The sequence below is a fragment of the Citrobacter sp. JGM124 genome (assembly GCF_018257795.1).
Classification (GTDB): domain Bacteria; phylum Pseudomonadota; class Gammaproteobacteria; order Enterobacterales; family Enterobacteriaceae; genus JGM124.
On sequence record NZ_JAERJD010000015.1, the window covers coordinates 1 to 20,602 of the forward strand.

Annotated in this window: 11 protein-coding genes and 1 pseudogene; 2 read left to right on the forward strand and 10 right to left on the reverse strand. The window is 46.5% G+C overall.

Translation table 11 applies throughout. From position 1 onward, the window contains the following. From JK154_RS16715 to JK154_RS16760, 10 genes and pseudogenes are all read right to left on the reverse strand, one after another. Positions 1–1,724, reverse strand: a pseudogene (locus JK154_RS16715) (hypothetical protein); the annotation flags it as partial. Between the two features lie 455 nt (positions 1,725–2,179). Continuing rightward, the gene (locus JK154_RS16720) at positions 2,180–2,767 is read right to left on the reverse strand and encodes a carboxymuconolactone decarboxylase family protein (RefSeq protein WP_211993810.1); all 588 of its coding nucleotides are present in this window, start codon (positions 2,765–2,767) and stop codon (positions 2,180–2,182) included. Between the two features lie 31 nt (positions 2,768–2,798). Further along, a complete protein-coding gene (locus tag JK154_RS16725; RefSeq protein WP_211993815.1) occupies positions 2,799–4,124 on the reverse strand; it encodes an MFS transporter in 1,326 nt (441 codons plus the stop codon). Between the two features lie 316 nt (positions 4,125–4,440). Next, positions 4,441–5,694, reverse strand: coding sequence for an MFS transporter (locus JK154_RS16730; RefSeq protein WP_211993816.1), 1,254 nt, complete (start codon positions 5,692–5,694; stop codon positions 4,441–4,443). Between the two features lie 50 nt (positions 5,695–5,744). Continuing rightward, positions 5,745–8,831: a beta-galactosidase gene (locus JK154_RS16735; protein WP_211993849.1), complete on the reverse strand. Its 3,087-nt coding sequence runs from the start codon at positions 8,829–8,831 to the stop codon at positions 5,745–5,747. Between the two features lie 121 nt (positions 8,832–8,952). Then, positions 8,953–10,035, reverse strand: a complete 1,083-nt coding sequence (locus JK154_RS16740; protein ID WP_211993818.1) for a LacI family DNA-binding transcriptional regulator — start codon at positions 10,033–10,035, stop codon at positions 8,953–8,955. A 202-nt stretch (positions 10,036–10,237) separates the two neighbouring features. Then, a complete protein-coding gene (locus tag JK154_RS16745; protein WP_211993820.1) occupies positions 10,238–13,372 on the reverse strand; it encodes a type I restriction endonuclease subunit R in 3,135 nt (1,044 codons plus the stop codon). 11 nt (positions 13,373–13,383) lie between these two features. Further along, on the reverse strand, positions 13,384–14,313 hold the full coding sequence (locus JK154_RS16750; protein ID WP_211993821.1) for an HrgA protein: 930 nt from the start codon (positions 14,311–14,313) through the stop codon (positions 13,384–13,386). A 138-nt stretch (positions 14,314–14,451) separates the two neighbouring features. Next, on the reverse strand, positions 14,452–15,855 hold the full coding sequence (locus JK154_RS16755) for a restriction endonuclease subunit S (protein ID WP_211993823.1): 1,404 nt from the start codon (positions 15,853–15,855) through the stop codon (positions 14,452–14,454). Continuing rightward, positions 15,845–17,551, reverse strand: coding sequence for a class I SAM-dependent DNA methyltransferase (locus tag JK154_RS16760; protein WP_211993825.1), 1,707 nt, complete (start codon positions 17,549–17,551; stop codon positions 15,845–15,847). Before JK154_RS16760 ends, JK154_RS16755 begins: the two co-directional genes overlap by 11 nt. 443 nt (positions 17,552–17,994) lie before the next feature. On the opposite strand from JK154_RS16760, the gene JK154_RS16765 reads away from it, so the two are divergent. Both JK154_RS16765 and JK154_RS16770 read left to right on the forward strand, forming a co-directional pair. Beyond that, positions 17,995–18,627, forward strand: a complete 633-nt coding sequence (locus JK154_RS16765; RefSeq protein ID WP_211993827.1) for a LysE family translocator — start codon at positions 17,995–17,997, stop codon at positions 18,625–18,627. A 145-nt stretch (positions 18,628–18,772) separates the two neighbouring features. Beyond that, positions 18,773–19,831, forward strand: coding sequence for a mechanosensitive ion channel family protein (locus JK154_RS16770; RefSeq protein WP_211993832.1), 1,059 nt, complete (start codon positions 18,773–18,775; stop codon positions 19,829–19,831). The last annotated feature ends 771 nt before the right edge of the window (positions 19,832–20,602 follow it).

Sequence of the window (20,602 nt, forward strand, 5' to 3'; positions counted from 1 at the left end):
AGTTCTGACGGTAGTGCCGGCAGGCTGGTCAGCTGATTGTGTTCGGCATCAAACCTCTCCAGTCGTGACGGTAGCGCTGGCAGGCTGGTCAGTTGATTGTGCCTGGCAGTAAACCATTTCAGTCCTGACGGCAGCATAGGCAGGCTGGTCAGCTGATTTTCATTGGCAGCCAACTTCTCCAGTCCTGGCGGCAGTTCTGGCAGGCGGATCAGCTGATTGCAGCTGACAAAAAGCGTCAATAGCCCTGGCGACAGGTCTGGCAGGCTAGTCAGCTGATTGCTATCGGCAGACAGTGACTGTAGTGCTGACGGCAGCACCGGGAGGCTGGTCAGCTGATTGCTATCGGCAGCCAGTGACTGTAGTGTTGACGGCAGCGCCGGGAGGCTGGTCAGCTGATTGAACTCGGCAGTCAGTGACTGTAGTGTTGACGGCAGCGCCGGGAGACTGGTCAGCTGATTGCTATCGGCAGCCAGTGACTGTAGTGTTGCAGGCAGCGTCGGGAGATAGGTCAGTTGATTTTTAGAGACAGCAAGCGACAGTAATCCTGATGGCAGCATCGGGAGGCTGGTGAGCTGATTGTCAGAGGCAGTAAGCGACAGTAATCCTGACGGTAGCGTCGGAAGGCTGGTTAGTCTGTTGAACCTGACAGTCAGCGCCCCCAGTCCTGACGGCAGTGCCGGGAGGCTGGTCAGGTGATTGTGTTCAGCATCAAACCGTTCCAGTCCTGATGGCAGCATTGGCAGGCTGGACAGCTTATTACGGTTAACAATAAGAGACTGTAGTGTTGACGGCAGTGTCGGGAGATAGGTCAGCTGATTTTCAGAGACAGCAAGCGACAGTAATCCTGATGGCAGCATCGGGAGGCTGGTCAGGTGATTGTGTTCAGCATCAAACCGTTCCAGTCCTGATGGCAGCATTGGCAGGCGGTACAGCTTATTACGGTTAACAATAAGAGACTGTAGTGTTGACGGCAGAGTCGGGAGACTGGCCAGCTGATTTTCATCGGCAGTCAGTGACAGTAATCCTGACGGCAATGTCGGCAGAATGAATAATTGGTTCGATGTTACATTCAGTGTGGTAATGTTCGGCGGTAAGTGGTCGGGTAAGGAAGTGAGTTGATAGTGACTCAGATCAAGTGCCGGGTTGCCATTATTCAGACAGTCACGCATTTTCTGTAGTGCCTGGTTGCGGGAGGAACACTCTTCTCCCGGTACGGGGTTCGCCCATGCTGACCAGACCGCGTCATAATCTACCGCCGTCCGGACAGTCTCTGGCGGGGGGATACTTGTCGCGAGAGTTCTGTGTTCCTCACAAAGCCTGGTGTCAGGTGTAAGATTGTGAGTTTCACTGTGTCCCTGACATTCGACGGTATATATCCCGGCGTCATCGAGGTTGACTGACAGCATTTCATGACTGTTTTCATCCAGAATACTGAAGTTGTTTTCCCCGTGCCGGCCGGACTGAATGTTTTCCGCAAATCCGGTATGCGCGAACCTCCTGAGCTGTTCAAATCTGTCAGCCACATCCTCCCGGGTTGTTCCGGCTGGTGGGTGACACATAGTGCGGATGCACTCCAGTGCTTCAGGCTTGTACTTACAGCTGAAAAATGACTTAATTTTTTCCCATACGCTAATGTCATGCGGAGTATCAGGGCGAGCAAGATGGTCAATGCTGCTGTCGCTGATTGTTGTGGATGAATTTCCATTTCTAACATTAAAGGGCATATAAAACTCTCTGTAAATGAACGTATTGCACCTGTTATTGGCATCGACGGACGGTATCACCTTTCCCTGTATCTTAATTTCACAATACGGTAACTGACTGGTTCACAGGTGTTCCGTCATGATGTGCCAGTTATTTTACGGATAAAGGTGTCTATTTTTTCATGGGCACTCTTGCGTGACATTCTGGGTATGGATCTTTGAGGTGGGGCATCGGCCAGACAACTCTTAATTAGATTATCGCTGTTCTGAAGACCGCCGAAACTGGTTGAACGATGAACAGTGTCTGTCGTGAGGCCATCATTTCATCATCACGAAAGCGCTGGCATATGAACATCCGTGCTTCAAACAGATGCCGGTGATACGAGATAGTAGATGGTATAAATAGATCCGAATACCGGGAGAAGACAGTGGGATGAGAGATAACCAGTCATGAAGACTGGTTATTTTTTTTAAATTTACTTACTCAAATATTGATAAATATCTTGATTGTTTGAGTAAATAATCCCGGTGCTTAAAATATCCACCACCAGAAGTGCCTCATTAATTTCATTTTCATGAATTTGATTATTTTTTGCTAAGGTTAGCAAATGCTCAACGAGTGAGGTATTGCCCTTGTATTTAGCAATGCCAAGTAATGCGAGTATTTTTATATTCAATGTGATGAAACTTTCTTTCAATTGCTGGTTAATATAATCAATGACTTTTGTTGATGTATATCGGGCTAGTGGGACTGAGCTGTCATCAGGTAACGTTAAACCATCAGTTAACTCTAATAGTCTTTCACCCGCAATATTAACAATACCAGTCAGGTAGGATATCTCAGCAATGTGATCGAAGGTTGCTCCATCTTGTTTGGCGGCATGTGCATGGTGTAACAGGCAATGCTTACAGTTTGTTGCTTGTGCAATGGCTACGGCTATTAAATGTTTATCTCTACTGGTAATGCTTCCGTCGTGCCAGCTGTCTGTTGATAATGTTCTGAAATTCTTGGTGTGATGCTGTGTTTTATCCAAGTCAGTCACTTTTGCAATGGTATTCGTCATGATTGGGCCTTTTTATAGTGAGACCAATTCTCTATTGGTAGCTTTTTTCCAGTTGAGCATAATTTTTCTTAGATATGGGATCCCTGGCGTGATAGACGGCAACCAGACTAATTAAGCATAGCGCTGAAATATATAAAGCGACCAAGTATGGGCTACCGTTATTGTATGTCAGCAACGCCATGGCAATGAATGGCGTTAACCCACCGGAGAGTAATGTACCCACCTGGTAGCCAACAGAAACACCGCTGTAACGTACTTCAACGGGGAATTGTTCTGCAAACCAGGCCGCACCTATACTGTATATAGCTGCGTCAAATGCCGCCAGGAATATAGCCATTACCAGAGGAAGGTAAAATAAATTTCCATTGTCTAAAAAATAGAAAAATGGCCATACAAAGAAGCCTATGCTCACCAGTGCGAAAAATGCCGGGATCCGGCGTCCTATTTTATCTGATAATAATGCCCAAACAGGTGTGGTTATAACGGCAGCGGCTGAAGCGATGATGATTGATGTTAAAACAATACTGGTATCTTGCCCTTTTAATTTTAAGTAGCTTAAAATAAAGGTGGTTAAAATGGCGTACATTGCTGGTTGTGCCAGCCTTAAACCAATAGTAATGAAGACAGATTTCTTATGGTTTTTAAGTAATTCAATAAGTGGGTATTTCTTAATTTCACCTGACTCTTTCAGTGCTAAAAACTCCTCGGACTCGCTTGTTTTTAAACGAATAATTAACCCGATAACGACTAGCAGAATGCTCAGGAAGAAGGGAATACGCCATCCCCAAATCATAAAGCTTTCTTCTGTCATACTGGATTTAACAATCAAAAATGCAGCGGAAGCTAATAACATGCCCGTGGCAGAGCCGATTTGAGTGAAAGAACCAATAAATCCCCGGCGTTGTGGCCTCGTGTGTTCTACCGCTAATAAGGCTGCTCCGCCCCATTCAGCACCACTGGCAAGACCTTGAAGTAGCCTGATAATAACAAGAAATATAATGGCATAAATACCAATGGAATCGAAACCTGGGATTAGCCCTGTAATGAATGTCGATACCCCCATTACTAATAGTGAGTATACCAGCACTTTTTTTCGGCCTATTTTATCCCCGACATGTCCTGCAATAAAACCGCCGAGAGGCCTTGCAAAAAAACCGACACCATAAGCAGCAAAGGAAGAGAGTAATGCCACGGAGGGATCTGTACTTTTAGAGAAAAAAAGTGAGGCAAATATTAGTGCGGATGCTGTGCTATAGATATAGAAATCATACCATTCTATTGCGGTGCCAATAAAAGAAGCCAGTGCATATTTCTTCTCTTTACGGCTAATTCTATTATCTTGATTTACTATTGACATAAAGTGATAACTCTGTGTTGTTCCAGTCATCACATCCTATATTTAATTATTCAACTATTTTAATATCAAATTTATCTAATTTATTACCCTTTGCCTTTATCGCGGCAGTTGTTTGCCTGTTATTTCCAGACATTTTTTAGGGTGATAAGGGGGTGTTGAATACATTACATAAGGTATCGTGCCCCTGTAAAACGTTTATCTATCAGACTGGTGGTTACTTGCTGTCATACCTGATGGTGTCATATACCCGTCTGTAATATCAGGCGCTATCTGATGTTACAGACGAGAATCGGCTTTTTTTAAATATGTGGCAGATTTACTGCAGTGGTGCCGCATTGCGTTGCAATAGTGACAACGGCCCCTTATCGCTCAATGTAAAAGCGGATATCAATGTGAAAACTAATGCAATCAGCCCGAGAACCAGGTACCCCCCCTGGAAACCGATCCGTTCATACATATTACCGGCAAAGACAGACATAAAGATCATCGCAACTTGTTTAAAGAAACAGAAACACACCAGATAAATAGTGGCAGAGAAGCGTACCTCAAACTGGCTGGTAATATACTTAAAGCATCCGACAATAAGAAAAGGGACTTCGAACATATGCAAGGTTTTAAGGACGATGACCTGTAGGCTCGAAGTGGCAAAAGAAGAGCCAATAATCCGTACTGACATGATGGCCCCTGCTAATAGCAGTGCATTTTTACCGCCAATGCGATTGACTATCAAAGGGGCAAAAAACATGATGGTTGCATTCAGCAGTTCACCGAGTGTGGTGACATAGCCAAATACCCGGATACCTTGTTCACTGCTGGGGAAAAAAGAGGTAAAAAAGTTAGCAAACTGTTGGTCAAAAACATCATAGGTACAGGACACACCGATCACATAGAGCGACAGGTACCAGAGCTTGGGTTTTTTAAAGAGCTCTAAGGCTAGTTTTAAACTGAATGCTGAGTGGTTAGCCCCGACAGCCTCTGCGACAGCGGCAGTAGAAGCCTTTTCAGTTTTTGAACAGAGTAATAACAAAGCAAGGATAACGGCACAGCCCGAACCGAGCCAGAAAACAAAAGTGTTATTGATGGTGAACATAATACCGGCGATAGAGGCACACAGGGCCCAGCCAATACAGCCAAACATACGTGCCCGGCCGAATTCAAAGTGGCTCCGGCGGCTTACTTTTTCTATATACGCTTCAATTGCCGGGCCACCCGCGTTGTAGACAAATCCGAGATAAATACCACCAGCAATAGAACCTAATAAAATATTATATTGAAGTAATGGGCCGAAAACATAAATAAAGAAGGGCGCAAACAAGATCAACATTCCGGTGATAACCCAGAGTAAGTGTTTACGCAGTCCTAATTTGTCGGAAATCAGGCCGAATACTGGCTGGAAGATAAGTGAAAACAGGGAAATCGAGGAAAATATAATTCCGGTGTCTGCTTTGCTTATATTGTTAATTTCGTGCAACCAAATAGGGAAAAAGGGAAAGTAGGCTCCGATGATGAAAAAGTAGAAGAAAAAAAACAGGCCGAACATCCAGAAGTTGGTATTTTTTAAGTAATACATACAGCATTCCTTATGTGAGTTTTGGGCTGACGAGGTCAGCCCAAAATCAATCAATGACCCCAGATTAACTGGTAGTGGTAATGCCCGGCATTGAGTAAGTCATCAGTAGCAACAGAAGGACTCCAGGAGTCATCCCCCCCGATCCCCATATGGAAACCATCGAGATTAAGCCATACTCCATCTTCAGGCTGTAGCAGGTGGCGGTGGCTGGTTTGTCTCAGTTGTTCCTGGCTGTAACGGCTAATATTGAACTGGAAGTTCCCTTTCCAGTAATGGGAGGCATAGCGCAATTCACGTGTATTGCAGCGCAGACCATTTTCGCAAGGGAATACATAAGGGGTATACATTTCATCCAGCGGCCGTTCCCAACGGTCAAAAGTGGCGGCAGTCAGACGATCGGGATAGTTCTCGTGTGGTCCGAGCCCGAGCCAGTTCACAGAATCTGCCACTTGGGTTAACTGGCACGTCAGCCCTATTCTTGCCGGATGAGGCGTACTGGCGGACACATCAACATCAACGGAAAGGATCATCTCTCCCTGATGGGTTATTCGGTAGACTTTGTGACTGACAAACAGTGTGTCTGACTGATACTGCCAGGCGTGAGTCGTCTTAATCTGTACCTCATGCGCCAGCTGTTCCGCATCACAATGCAGCAGAATGGCTTCAGCCTGGTAGTGTCCTGCGGCTTTCCAGCGTTCAGACCAGACAGAAGGATCAACACGATCGACTTCACTGGTGCCGATATCATTATCCAGTGGTGCCCGTATGAATTGATCCTTCAGTGGGGTGAGCAGCTGTGGCTCATTCTGAATCCAGTATTGCGTCAGCAAGCCCTGTTGGCGGTCAAATTCCCAGCATTGGTTTTTCACCGTGATGCGATAAAGGGTCTCACTGGTGACCAATTCAGGCTGTTGAGCTTGATCTGTGGCAGGGGACGGGAGTCGTAACATTTCCCCTGACTGCCATTGGTGCCAGGCTGAGATATGCCCGACATCAGACCATGGGGTTGCTTGTGGTTGTTCAATATGGACGGTGAGCCAGATTTGCCCGGCAGTACTCGCCGTTTGCTCCGGGCGCGGCAGCGTAATGCGTTGACTCCCCCCAGGAGGGATATCAAGGATCTCACTACCAGTAGCAAGGGTATTACCGTCGATTGCATATCTCCAGTGCAATACCTCATTATCACTGTGACGGAACAGATATTCGCTGCGGATTTCTATCTGATCTTCTACGCCTGCCAGTTTGCGGAACTGGAAGAATTGTTGCTGATATTTTGCTTCATACAGAGAGGGGTGTGGTGTCCTGTCGGCGAAGACTAAACCATTCATACAGAACTGACGATCATTGGGTGTATCACCAAAGTCACCCCCGTAGGCAGACCAGGGATTGCCAGCATCATCGTAACGGATCAATGACTGATCCACCCAGTCCCAGACAAACCCACCCTGTAAACGAGGATACTGACGGAATGCTTCCCAATAACGGGCAAATCCACCGAGGCTATTTCCCATGGCATGGGCATACTCACAGAGAATCAGAGGGCGCTGTTCTCCCGGCATGGATAACCATTTCTTAATTGACCATTTTGGTACCATAGGGAAGGGTTGATCTTCATCTACCCGGGCATACATTGGACAGATAATATCTGTAGCCGCAGTATTGGCACCCCCACCTTCATAATGGACAGGCCTGGAGGGATCAACGGATTTTATCCAGCGATACAAAGCATCGTGGTTAGCACCATGCCCGGATTCATTGCCGAGAGACCAGATAATAATACAGGGATGGTTACGATCTCGCTGAACCATGCGTGTCACCCGTTGGCTCATTGCTGCAAGCCAGCGGGGATCATTCGTCAGGCGGTTCATGGGGACCATGCCATGCGTTTCAATATTGGCTTCATCAACCACATAGAGGCCATACTGGTCACAAAGCCTGTACCAGAGCGGATGATTTGGGTAGTGAGAGCAGCGAACTGCATTAAAGTTATGCTGTTTCATCAACAGAATATCTTGAATCATGGTTGCCTCATCCATCACTTGACCATGTAAAGGATGGTGCTCATGACGATTCGTGCCACGAATCAATAAAGGCTGACCATTTAATAGCAGTAACCCATTTTCGATACTTACTTGTCGGAAGCCGGTATCGCAGGCCTCGGCTTCAATCAAGGTGCCATCGCTGTCCTGCAGCAGAATGACAGTGCGGTATAAAGAGGGGACTTCAGCGCTCCATAATTTTGGCTGTTCAATGTGGAGGCTGAGTGTCACGCGATCAGCATAAGCCCCGCGTTCGTCCACCACTCGGCTTCCCAGGGGGGCGGTGGTTGTCCCTTTCAGTTGTTCACCTTCCCATAATTGCAGCGTAACCGAAAGGTTGTCATATCGTTCTGCTGCTACCTGAATATCTGCAGTCAGCCATGCCTGGCTGAAGGTATCATTGAACCGCATTGTCAGCCCCATATCATTAATATGACTGGCCGGTTTATGCAGTAAGGTGACATCCCGGAAGATGCCACTCATCCGCCACATATCCTGGTCCTCGAGATAGCTGCCATCACTCCACCGTAATACCATCACCGCCAGCCTATTTTCTCCATTGATCAGGTAATCACTGAGATCGAATTCTGAAGGCAGTCGGCTGTCCTGGCCGTAACCCACCCAGCGGCCATTGCACCACAGATGAAAAGCAGAATTAACTCCCTCAAAAATGATTCTTACTTCCCCATCTTCCAGCCAGTCACTGTCAGGCTGGAAAGTGAGCGAGTAACAACCAGTGGGATTATCGGAAGGAACATAAGGTGGATTAACAGGGAAAGGATAATTTACATTGGTATAAATGGGGATATCGTAGCCCTGAACTTGCCAGTTTGAGGGGACAGGCATGGGGACTGCTTGCTGGAGTTCTTTGGTGACCCAGCTGGCTGGAACCTCTTCAGGAGCGGCAAAGAGGCAGAATTTCCATTCACCATTTAAGGAAATAACGTCGCTGGATGGCTTGTTATCCCTGGCATCTTCACTGTTTTTCCAGCTGAAAAAAGGCGGGTGGGCTGGTAGCCGGTTCAGTTGTGTCACTTCGGGGTTTTCCCAGTCCCGACGGGCTAAGACTGAGCTTAAAGCGTCTTTATTTAGCGTCATCATGTTATCCTGTATTAAACTGTTACTCGCTCACAATTTAAGGCAGAGTATTTCCGATCAGAAAACGCTGTAAAGTATCTTCAGTCTGATGGGTGAGGTGAATCACATAATTCCTGCTGTTTCATCCCTGGGGAGGGAATCGTGCCACCTGACGGGCAAGTTGCAGCAAAGTGTCGGAGAGTCTCTGCGGCGATATCGGCGTTGTACTTGGCGGGCATACTGTCTTACGTTCGATCAACGTGACCGGGAGCAGGATCGACGTGTTGAGTGACTCAGCGGTATTACACTGAAGCAGGGCATCGACACAGGTTTTGCCGAGGAGTGGAAAATTCTGCCTGATAGTCGTCAGGGGGGGGATATAGCAGGAACTGTCTTCAGTATCATCGTAGCCAATGACTGAAATATCATCAGCAACCCGCAGGCCGAATTCGTTGATCGCACGCATGGCACCCAGGGCCATTTGATCATTGGCAACGATCATGGCGGTCGGGATAACCCCTTCATTTAGCATCTGCTGCGTCTGATGAAAACCGGATATGGCACTCCAGTCTCCCTCTCGTTCGGTGACAGGGGCTAAACCCGCAGCTGACAGATACTTATGCCATGCCGCGAGGCGAAGATTGGCTGAAATTGAGGAACGTGGCCCCGCCAGCAGGCTAATCTGTTTATGCCCGCATGATACAAGATGCTCGACGGCTAATCTGGCAGCGGCATCGTAGGAAAAAATGATGCTGTTCACCGGGGAGCCGTCTGATACATCGAGAAAAAGTACTGGAACAGAAGCGCAAATGGCAGCAACGATGGCAGATTCGTCATCGTTCAGGGGATAATTAATAATGAGTCCGTTTACTCGTTGAGCCAGTAAATGGTAAACCGCTGTTTTGCACGCTTCAACCCCCCCTTGTTCAACCATGGCAATCATCACACTGGCCCCGGACTGATCCGCATGGGATTTGATCGCGGCGACAATTTGTGAGGGGGCATGCAAAGCCAGATTGGCGGTCACGACACCAAATACTGATGTCTGTTTGCCTGCCAATTGCTGGGCAATACGGTTGGGGATATAGTTCAGGTCACGCATCGCGGCTTCCACTTTATCCCGGGTTCGGGCTGAAACATGGCGGGCCTGGTTTACCACCCTGGATACCGTTTGGTAAGAGACGCCGGCGTGTTCTGCCACATCATATAGCGTGATCTGCTTCACTGTACTCTCCTTAAATAACTTGCCCGGGGGCTCATCATGCCACAGGCTGCCTGTCATTGCCTATGTACAGGAAGGGGGCTGGCGAGCACTTCGACAGGGTAACTTCATCATCACCCCGAATAACCCTGATGGTCCTTTTTTAAGCCAGCCTGTCAGGCTAAAGTCAGGGGCCTTGACGTGCTCGTCATCCCATCAGACAGGTTCAGGCCGTCCAGTAATTTGACATGACCTCAGCTTGTCGCAATATCAGTTCTACGGCGTGTGGGGTTTTATCCGGCGGGTATTTGTATTTCCGCAACGTTTGACGCACGAGGATACGCAATTTAGCGCGTACACTTTCCCGTACCTGCCAGTCAACTGTTGTGGACTGGCGCAGCTTTTGGGTGACCTCAATCGCCAGCTTTTTCAGTATATCGTCACCCAGTTCACGGACGGCACTTTCATTCTCAGCCAGGGCATCATAGAAAGCGATTTCATCCGGGTTGAGGCCCAGAGCATCATCCCTTGCCATGGCATCCTGAAACGCTTTTGCCATCTCAATCAGCTCTTCAATCACTTGGGCAGTTTCAATGGCACGGTTATTGTACTTAATCAGGGTCGCTTTCAGGCGGTCGGCATATTTTTTTTCCTGCACGACATTGTTTTTGGTTCTGGCATGGATCCCGTCATTCAGCAGTTTTTCCAGTAACTCTACCGCTAAATTGCGCTGCGGCATTGCCCGTACTTCTTCCAAAAACTCATCCGAAAGCAGACCAATATTGGGTTTATCCAGCCCGGCTAAGGCGAATACATCTTCAACCCCAGTGGCAATAATGGCGTTATCGAGGATTTTACCGAGTAGAGAATTTTTCTCGGATTGACTGAATTTTCTATCGGTGGTGGTCAGTTTAATAATCGCTACTTTGACGGCAGAAAGGAACGCGATCTCTTTTTGCAGCGGTTTTGCTTCATCGAGGGTACTGCACAGTGACCAGGCTTTATGCATCGCCAGTACCACATCAAAGAAGCGTTTTTTACCGTCTTCCAGACCGAGCAGATAATTGGCGGCATTAAGCAGATAGTATTGTGGATTACTGTCAAAACCGGCGTAGCTGAAACCCGCCTCTGCAGGTGTCTTGGCAAACATGCCATGAATAATATCCAGCTTCTCTTGAAGAATGGTATAAGCCTCACGGGCATCCACCGTCGTTTGTCCTTTACCTTTAGAATCGGTATAGGTTTTCAGGGCCTGTTTCAGTTCATTGGCGATACCAATGTAATCCACGACCAGCCCGCCGGGCTTATCTTTGAAGACACGGTTCACTCGGGCAATAGCTTGCATCAGGTTATGGCCACGCATTGGTTTGTCGATATACATAGTGTGACAGCAAGGGGCATCAAAGCCGGTCAGCCACATATCACGGACAATAACCAGTTTTAGCGGGTCATTCAGGTCTTTAAACCGTGCTTCCAGTCTTTTCTTTGTTTGCTTATTGTGAATATGCGGTTGCAGGGTGGCTTTATCAGAGGCCGATCCGGTCATAATGATTTTGATAGCCCCTTTTTCCGGGTCCTGATCGTGCCATTCTGGTCGCCGCTCAGTCAGTGCATCATAGAGCTTCACGCAGATTTCACGGCTCATGGCGACAATCATCGCCTTACCGTTCATGGTGGCATTACGGGCTTCAAAGTGCTGAATGATATCGGCTGCGACATCCTGAATACGTGGTTCTGAACCGACCAGTTTTTCCAGACGGCTCCAGTCACCTTTCGTTTTTTCTTTCTGTTCGGTTTCTTCATCCTCAATCAGATCATCCAGTTGCTCAGACAGTGCTGTGAGTTCTTTGTGATTCAGGTCGAGCTTCGCCAGCCGTGACTCGTAGTAAATAGGCACGGTAGCGCCGTCATCGACTGCATCCTGAATGTCATAGATGGAGACGTAGTCCCCGAATACTGCTCGGGTATCTTTGTCTTCCGCCGATACAGGGGTCCCGGTAAAGCCCATGAATGAAGCATTTGGCAGCGCATCACGCATATGTTTCGCATAACCGTATTTATAGATACCGGTCTGGCTGTCTAGTGCCGCGCTGAGACCATACTGACTGCGGTGAGCTTCATCGGAAATCACGACGATATTGCTGCGCAGGTTTAGTATTGGATGTGTCTGTTCGCCATCCTGAGGTGAAAATTTCTGCACGGTGGTAAAAATAATTCCACCGGATTCGCGAGCATTCAACATCTCCCTGAGCTGGTCACGGTCGCTGGCTTGCTGGGGAGGCTGTTTAAGCAGATCCTGGGCCTGGCTAAATGTCGCGAATAATTGCCCGTCCAGGTCATTACGGTCAGTCACTACCACAATAGTCGGATTGTTCATTTCTGGCTGTTGTAGCAGCTTCCCGACATAACAGCACATGGAGATACTTTTACCCGACCCCTGGGTATGCCAGATCACACCGGCTTTACGGCTCCCGGGCTGAATATTGCTGCGTAGTGGCAGTTGTTTCCCGGTAGAGGCGACGATAGTCGCCGATACGGCTTCCCGTACTGCATGAAATTGATGATAGGCGGCAATTTTTTTAATCAGCCGTTTGCCGTCACTTTCAAACAAAACAAAATAGCGGATATAGTCCAGCAACAGCGCCGGGTTAAAAAAACCTTTCACCACCGTTTCCAGTTGAAACGTCAGCAGTGGCTTGTCATTTTCATTGCTCAGTGTTTTCCACGGCAGGAAACGTTCTTCATCGGCTGTCAGTGAGCCGATACGGGCATGGTAGCCATCACTGATCACCAGTGCTTCATTACAGATAAACAGATCGCTGATTTCATTTTTATAAGTTTGTAACTGATTAAAGGCAGCCCAGATATCGGCATTGGCGTCCACCGGGCTTTTCAGTTCAATCACGGCAATGGGCAACCCATTGATATAGGTAATCACATCAGGACGACGGGCCTGCTTATTGCCCTGAATAGCAACCTGATTCACCACGGTAAAGCGGTTGTTCTCTGGATGGTTAAAATCCATGAGCAGGGCTTTATCGTGGATAACCTGGTCATCTTTTTTATACTGAACGGGGATGCCATCGAGTAACAGATGATGAAAGGCTTTATTGCTGGCCACGAGGTCAGGGTTTTCAGCCCGTGTGATACGCAGTATCACTTCTTCCAGCACCGATAACGGCAGATGGCGGTTTAGTTTTTGCAGTTGTTCCAGCAGAACGGGTCGCAGAAAGACATCATGAAAAGAGATCCGCAGAGGATTCGGGGCATCATGGGCGATATCTGGCCCGTGCAGCACTTCCCAGCCGGACTCAGCAAACCACTGCAGGCTTTGTTGTTCCAGGTCATCTTCAGAAATCATCGGTTGATCCTTTATCTGTTCCAGGCACTTTCAATTAAACGACCGGTTTGGTTATAAATACCAACTTGTTCAATATAATGGTGAAAATCACGGTTTTCTGTAACGATACGGTTTACTGATTGCCAATCCACATTTGTTTTTTCTTTTGCGGGGATCAGTATTTGGCTGTCAAATAAAGAGTCAGTATTCAGAATTAAAACCCCAACGCCGTGCAGGCTGCTCAACATGTGTAATTCGCTTTCCACATCACTATTTAAACCTGTGGCAACGAGATAGCCTAAATTTGCCCAGCTGGAATTGGATACAGCCTGAAAGAAGTATTTACGGACATTGCCCCTGGTTAGGTGCTTTTTTACTTCAAATGACCATAATCTGACGGAACTGTCATTACTGCTGCGAACACAGCTGCGTACCGTTTCATTCCATTCGCGATCCAGAAGCTCCAGTGCGACAATATCAGGATGAAGCCAGTGATTTCCTCCGTTTCCAACGGTGTTCTTTGATTTTCGCTCATCAACCCGCAGGCAATATAATCCGAGATCTTTATGCAGATACGTCATCAGCATGGGATACAGGTCATGTTCACTGTAGCTTTGCGAGATTAACGGCGTATCTATTTCTGGTTCATCATTCCCTGACTGGCTATCGTCAACTGTTTGTAATTGAGGATTATTATCCCAATAGTATATTCGAGGCCTTGGCGTATCGCGTGTCGCGATATTAGGGCATTTTCTCTTGGCGTTGATCGTTCGATCGCCACCTATTTCCGCAGCCAGCTGTGCAATTAATTTCTCTTTCGTATCATAGTTTGGGTTAGTTTGTTTTTCCGCGATTTCAATAGGGTAACGCTGTATAAATTCCTGTGCTAACTCTTGAGCTGTAAATTTTTTATCCTGATTTTCCTTAAGAGTCTCAATAATCATTTCAACGCGGGTTGTCATTATTTATCCTCGATAACGGTATTAACAGGCACAAATAAACTACGGGAGAGAAAAACCTGATATTTTCTTGCTGGTCTCTTTTGCTGGAGCCCAGACTTACCTGGGCACCAACAGCGATAAGAGGCCTGATGATTCAGGCTAAACATTGAGCGTCTCGTGGGTAGGGACTTCAGGCAGGATAATTTCGCCAGAGATAAGTTTGGGGAGGAGGGTATCACGGACAGCGGTTAATGATTCACTCTGTGCTGACAGCTCGAGTTTTTGCTTTAACATCGGAGATATTAGGGTAGAAAATTTCCTAATAAGCGCGCCTGAAGGCACCACGATGGGGTAACTCATTAATGCTTTGCCACTGACGTTTGCCTGGGCACTGCCCTGTGCTTGAGACTCCACAAATTGCTTATAGTCTGAATTACGGACCATTACATAAAGCAGCTCATACTGCTCTTTATCTACTGGCATTAATCGTCCGACTCGCTGGTTTAAATATGGTGCAACTGACGAATACGGGACCAAACCCGTTTCACCCACATAGCCAGTCATGCCAACCAGAATATCACCGGGATTCAGTCTGAATCGCTCAAGAGGTTCAACCGTATTTTCACCGACATAGCTACATGACGTTAAATCAACAAGGCCGGGTTTAACAGAACCAATTTTTACAACAGGAAAACCATGGTCTGCCCAGTCTTTCCCTTTAAATGCGTATCCATTCTGGAATATAGCAATATCGTTAAGTGTTCCTGCTTTCCATCCCTGTGGAATATTTCCCGATTCACTGTCTGCCATTGCAGAAGGGAATAGTTCTGCTGTCATTTTTAACTCAGAATATTGTGCCGGGTGCTCATGTTTAAAAATGGCCAGAGTATCTTCATTCTTTCCGGAAATAGCGGCCATGGCTGCCAGTAGCGCTTGTTCCTGTGATCCCCCATTATCCAACACCGCCATTTTTGCTGTTACCGGTTCAACATCCACAAACCAGCTTTTAAATAGCACTTGTGCCATTTGTTCAATGGTTTGATTAATACTTTCATTGACCCGTAACTTAGATGCCAGGGATGTCATTATTGACCCGACACGCTTCTCTGTGATGCCTAATCGGGGTATTTTCAAATCTTTCAGTACGGGGATCCGAACATTACTTACAGTGGTTCCTGTACCCTCATTCCAGGAGATTTGATGCTGTACATAGGGTGACTGTAACGCCCAAAACAGATAATGGGGATCAACATCAGGCTTGGCTCTTAATAATACCTGACGCTGGCCAAGGCAGCATTCAAGCCCCTCAGGGATTAAGCACACTTCCCCCATTGGCGCTTCACGCGTAAACACGATATCGTTTTTTTGAGGCTTGGCCCTCTTAATTCTGCTGTTGTAACCTGCTTCATCGGTAAAACTCGGCGTGGAGAGATCTAATTTCCCATTGCGGATATTCTGGTTGCGAAGAACAATAAAACCATCATCCGTCCATTTTGGGGTGGAGTGTGGGCAATCAACAACGAGTTCACAAAGTTCTTCGAGGCGCTGTTCTTCAAAGCTCATAACCCAGCCCCCCCAAATTACTTTTAATCTGTGCTTCCAGCGTTGTACTCTCTTCCAGTTGTGCTTTTAATTGTGCAGTCAGACGGGACATTTTCTCTGTGAAGTGCTCAACGTCTTCCTCCTGTTCGGCGACACCTACATAGCGCCCGGGCGTTAAGACAAAGTCATGCTTTTGAATATCGTCCCGTGTGGCAGAGAAACAGAATCCCGCTTTATTTTCATAGCCGCTGTCTGTCTGCCAGGCATGGAAGGTATCAGCAATTTTTGCAATATCCTCTTTGCTAAAATCACGCAACACCCGGTCTTTCATAAAACCAATCTGTCGGGCATCGATAAACAGCACTTCACCTTTACGGTGGGCTTTACCGTTACCGGCGGTTTTATCTTTGGTCAGGAACCAGATACAGGCAGGGATTTGGGTATTGGTAAATAACTGACCGGGTAAGGCGACCATGCACTCCACCAGATCCGCTTCTATCAGCTTGCGGCGGATATCCCCTTCGTTATTAGTGCTGGAGCTCATTGAGCCGTTAGCCAGTAGCAGAGCCATGGAACCTTTCGGTGCCAGGTGGTGGATCATATGCTGCATCCAGGCAAAGTTGGCATTGCCCTGGGGTGGGGTTCCGTACTGCCAGCGAACATCCTTTTCTAGTTTGGCACTCCACCACTCTTTCATATTGAACGGTGGGTTGGCCATGACAAAGTCTGCCCGCAGGTCAGGGTGCTGGTCATCCAGCAGGGTATCGGCATTCTTTTTGCCGAAATTAAAATCAATCCCCCGGATAGCCATATTCATGGCAGCCAGTTTCCATGTCGTCGGATTAGACTCCTGACCATAGACGGAAATATTCTGTTTTTGCTCTGCGGCGTTGTAGCGCTTCTCACCGGCATGTTCTTCGATAAAGCGATCACTGGAAACAAAGAAACCACCGGAGCCCATTGCGGGATCATAGACACGTCCGCTATAAGGCTGCAGCATCTCAACAATCAGAGTAACAATACTTTTCGGGGTGTAGTACTGGCCGCCTTGTTTCCCTTCTGCGAGCGCAAACTGACCCAGGAAGTACTCATAAACATGGCCGAGAATATCCTTGCTCTGAAGACTGAGCTTCTGACCGTTGTATTCGGGGTGACTGAAGTTGGCATCAGAGAAGGTGTTAATCAGGCCGATTAACACCTCATTACTTAGCTGGTATTGGCTGATACGGTTAAGGATGTCTTTCAGTTTTGGGTTGGTTTTTTCAATTTCATCCAGAGCGTTATCAATCAGCCAGGATACTGAACGCATGGGAATTTCTTTCCCTGCTGCATCTTTCCACAAAAGCGTTCCTGTAGGCAGAACCGATTTGTTTTTTAGCGTTTCCCAGCGTGCGGCTTTCGGCACCCAGAAGATATTTTTTTCAGTGTAGTAATCTTCAACTTCCAGTTCTTCAGCAATCGCCAGTTCGTAATCGGCATCCGTTTCATACTCATCGCGTGTCATGGCGTAGATATTATCCGGATTACCCGTTTCACGAAATAATGCGATTAATTCTTGCTGACGGGCTTCAAAGGCATCAGAGACATATTTTAAGAAAATGAGTCCTAGTACTACATGTTTGTAGTTTGCTGCGTCCATATTGGCACGCAGCTTATCTGCCGCTTTCCAGAATTTGTTGTCCAGCTCATTGATAAACTGTTGCTCGGCGTTATTCATTGAAATCCCCGGTAAAACTGTGGCGGCCGCATTGCTCTGAGTGCAGCTAAATATGTCTGAGTATATGCTTGAAAGGATACCTTTAATCAGGGTAATTACAAATAGCTGGCAGAAGGTGGGATATGTTCCGCTGGCTGTGGATGGTTTAAATAGAACAGCCTGTTATGCTCTGTTTTTATCTGGATTCCGCTGGCAGCGACTACATGGGATGGTAACTTTAATCGTCGTTCATATATTGTGGCATCGGTAATAGGTATGAGGCCATCCGGGGCCGTCTGTGCCATCATGCCTTTAAGGGGCATCCTGAGAAACCCATATGGGAAATCAGTGTATTCATACTGGTTTTTAGCTCCCGATAAGTACAGCTGTTGATTTCCCTGGTTGTGGTAAACAGTGGGGGATGAACCTGACTGAGTCGTAACTCTCCGTGAACAGGAGTTTGCATGCCTGAAATAAGTAGTCTTATTGCTTTTTCGTTCATTGCCGTTGGTATGGTGCTGACCCCAGGTCCTAATATGATCTACCTTATCTCTCGTTCTATTTGTCAGGGACGTGTTGCCGGGCTAATTTCACTGGCAGGTGTGGCGCTGGGGTTTGTGTTTTATATGGTCTGTGCTGCATGTGGTATTACAGCGTTAGTCATGGCGGTGCCTTATGCTTATGACACGGTGAGAATTACTGGCGCTATTTATCTTTTATGGCTGGCATGGCAAGCCGTTCGCCCAAACGGAAGGTCACTATTTCAGGTAAGATCGTTACCAAAGGACAGTGGTTATAAGCTTTTCTTCATGGGTTTTTTGACCAACTTATTAAACCCAAAGATTGCAGTAATGTATTTATCGTTATTACCACAGTTTATCAATCCCGCGCATGGCAGTGTCTTACAACAGTCATTAGTTCTCGGTATGATGCAGATCATCATTAGTGTTTCGGTTAATGCATGTATTGCCATATCCGCCGGAACAATTGCGCATTTTCTCATGAAATGGCCATGTTGTTCATTCATTCAGCGCTGGGTTATGGGTGGCGTACTGGCAATGCTGGCGGTAAAGATATTAGGAGAATCCCGCCGTTAGATGCTTTTTGGAAGGCTACAGACATTCAATTGCATCATCGTCCCCGGTTTTATAAGGTGGAAGACATCTATACTACTGCCACTTAGCAAACGATAAGTATAAGATAGCCCGATAAACATTAAAGGCATCCTTGGGAGACACAGGAATGGATGAACCGCTACTAATTAAATATCTGATAGGTGCAGGTATTGTTGCTCTTTTTCTTGTTAGCTATTTGATTATCATTTATTTCCAGAAAAGAAAAGTACACCGTCAGCGGAATATTTTTGTTCATCTGATTTCGACAATACTACTATGTAGTATAATTTTTGTCATTGCTCAATATATCGATATGGCGATTGTTGATTTCAATCTCAAATTAATTTCATTTGAGATGGTCAATGTGTTCTCCACTGCGGCAATGGCCTTTATTTTAATGAAGAAAATCTTTCAATTACTTAACAGGCTTGAGCAAAAACAGATTAAAAAAGGCGGTGACCCTACATCAGCCAGAATGATGTCAAGAATACTAAAGATAACAATCTTCTTTATCATTGTTCTGTTATTTGGTGAACATTTTGGAATGAGTTTGTCCGGTCTGATGACATTCGGTGGCATTGGTGGTATCGCTATCGGGATGGCCGGTCGTGATATTCTGAGCAACTTTTTCTCAGGTATTATGCTCTATTTTGACAGGCCTTTTAATATTGGCGACTGGATTAGTTCCCCTGACCGAAAAATAGAGGGGACCGTGGTCGAAATTGGCTGGAGGATCACTAAAATAATCACTTTTGATCATCGGCCCCTTTATATACCTAACTCTATTTTTTCCTCCATTAGTGTGGAAAATCCGGGGCAAATGACTAATCGGAGAATTACTACGGAATTAGGGCTGCGTTACGATGATGCAGATAAAATTGGTGCGATTGTTGAGGATATTCGTACCATGCTGATGCAGCATGAAAAAATTGATACCAGGCAAACTTTGCTGGTCTATTTTAATCAGTTTGCTGATTCTTCTTTGAATATTATGGTGTATTGCTTTACTAAAACGACAGTCTGGAGTGAGTGGCTTGCTGCCCAGCAGGATGTCTATTTAAAAATGATCGCGATAGTTCATCAGCATGGTGCTGATTTCGCCTTCCCGACCCAGACTGTTTATAACTACAATTCAGGAAAGACCCCAGGCATTGATGTGGGCACAGAGCAGCCATTGATTAAGTAATGCAGAATGTACGCCAAGCGTGCCGCCGCTTTATGCCATGAATCTCCAGGCGGCGTTTTTTTTGCCCCGGAATGTGTGTCAGGTTTAACTCACGGCAGTGATTAACAGTGAAACTGTGTGAATGACATCCTGCACACATGACTCTGGCAAGTGGCGGAACGTTTGATGACACAAGCACTTCATCGATATTAAAAGGTTCCGCTCCTTTGTACTTATAACCGGGCTGTGGTCACTCAGAAAAGGATATGAATACGGGTCTCAGTGTAGCGGTTGGAAAGAATATGAACCGTGGCAGCCATGGTATGACTTCGGATCAGGCGTAGTTTGAGCAGATGATGGCTGAGTTTAAACCTCCTTTCTGGTTGATAGTGAAAGGTGAACGATAATACTCTTTCAGTTGCCGGACAGCTGACGATTCCGATTTCTCAGAATACCTCATATTGCGGTATGTTATTACTTACGCGGTATCTCTCATGATAAATCGGAAGATAATATAAATCCGGAAGTGGGTAAACTTTATCCTGATATTCCTTTACTGGAGCCTTGCGGAGGTGGGCTTATTACGCAGTTAAATAGATTTAACGCATTATGACCTGCACAGACAGGAATACAGGAATAAGATATCAAAGTGTTTAAAAAAGGAGCATAACTGATGGTCAGCCCATCAGTTAATAGATTCTTCAGGTCGCATGGCATTGGCATCAAGGCTGATGAAGTAAACTGAGTAAGGCCGACGCTGTGCTGGGAAAGGCAATTTAATATCAGATACCA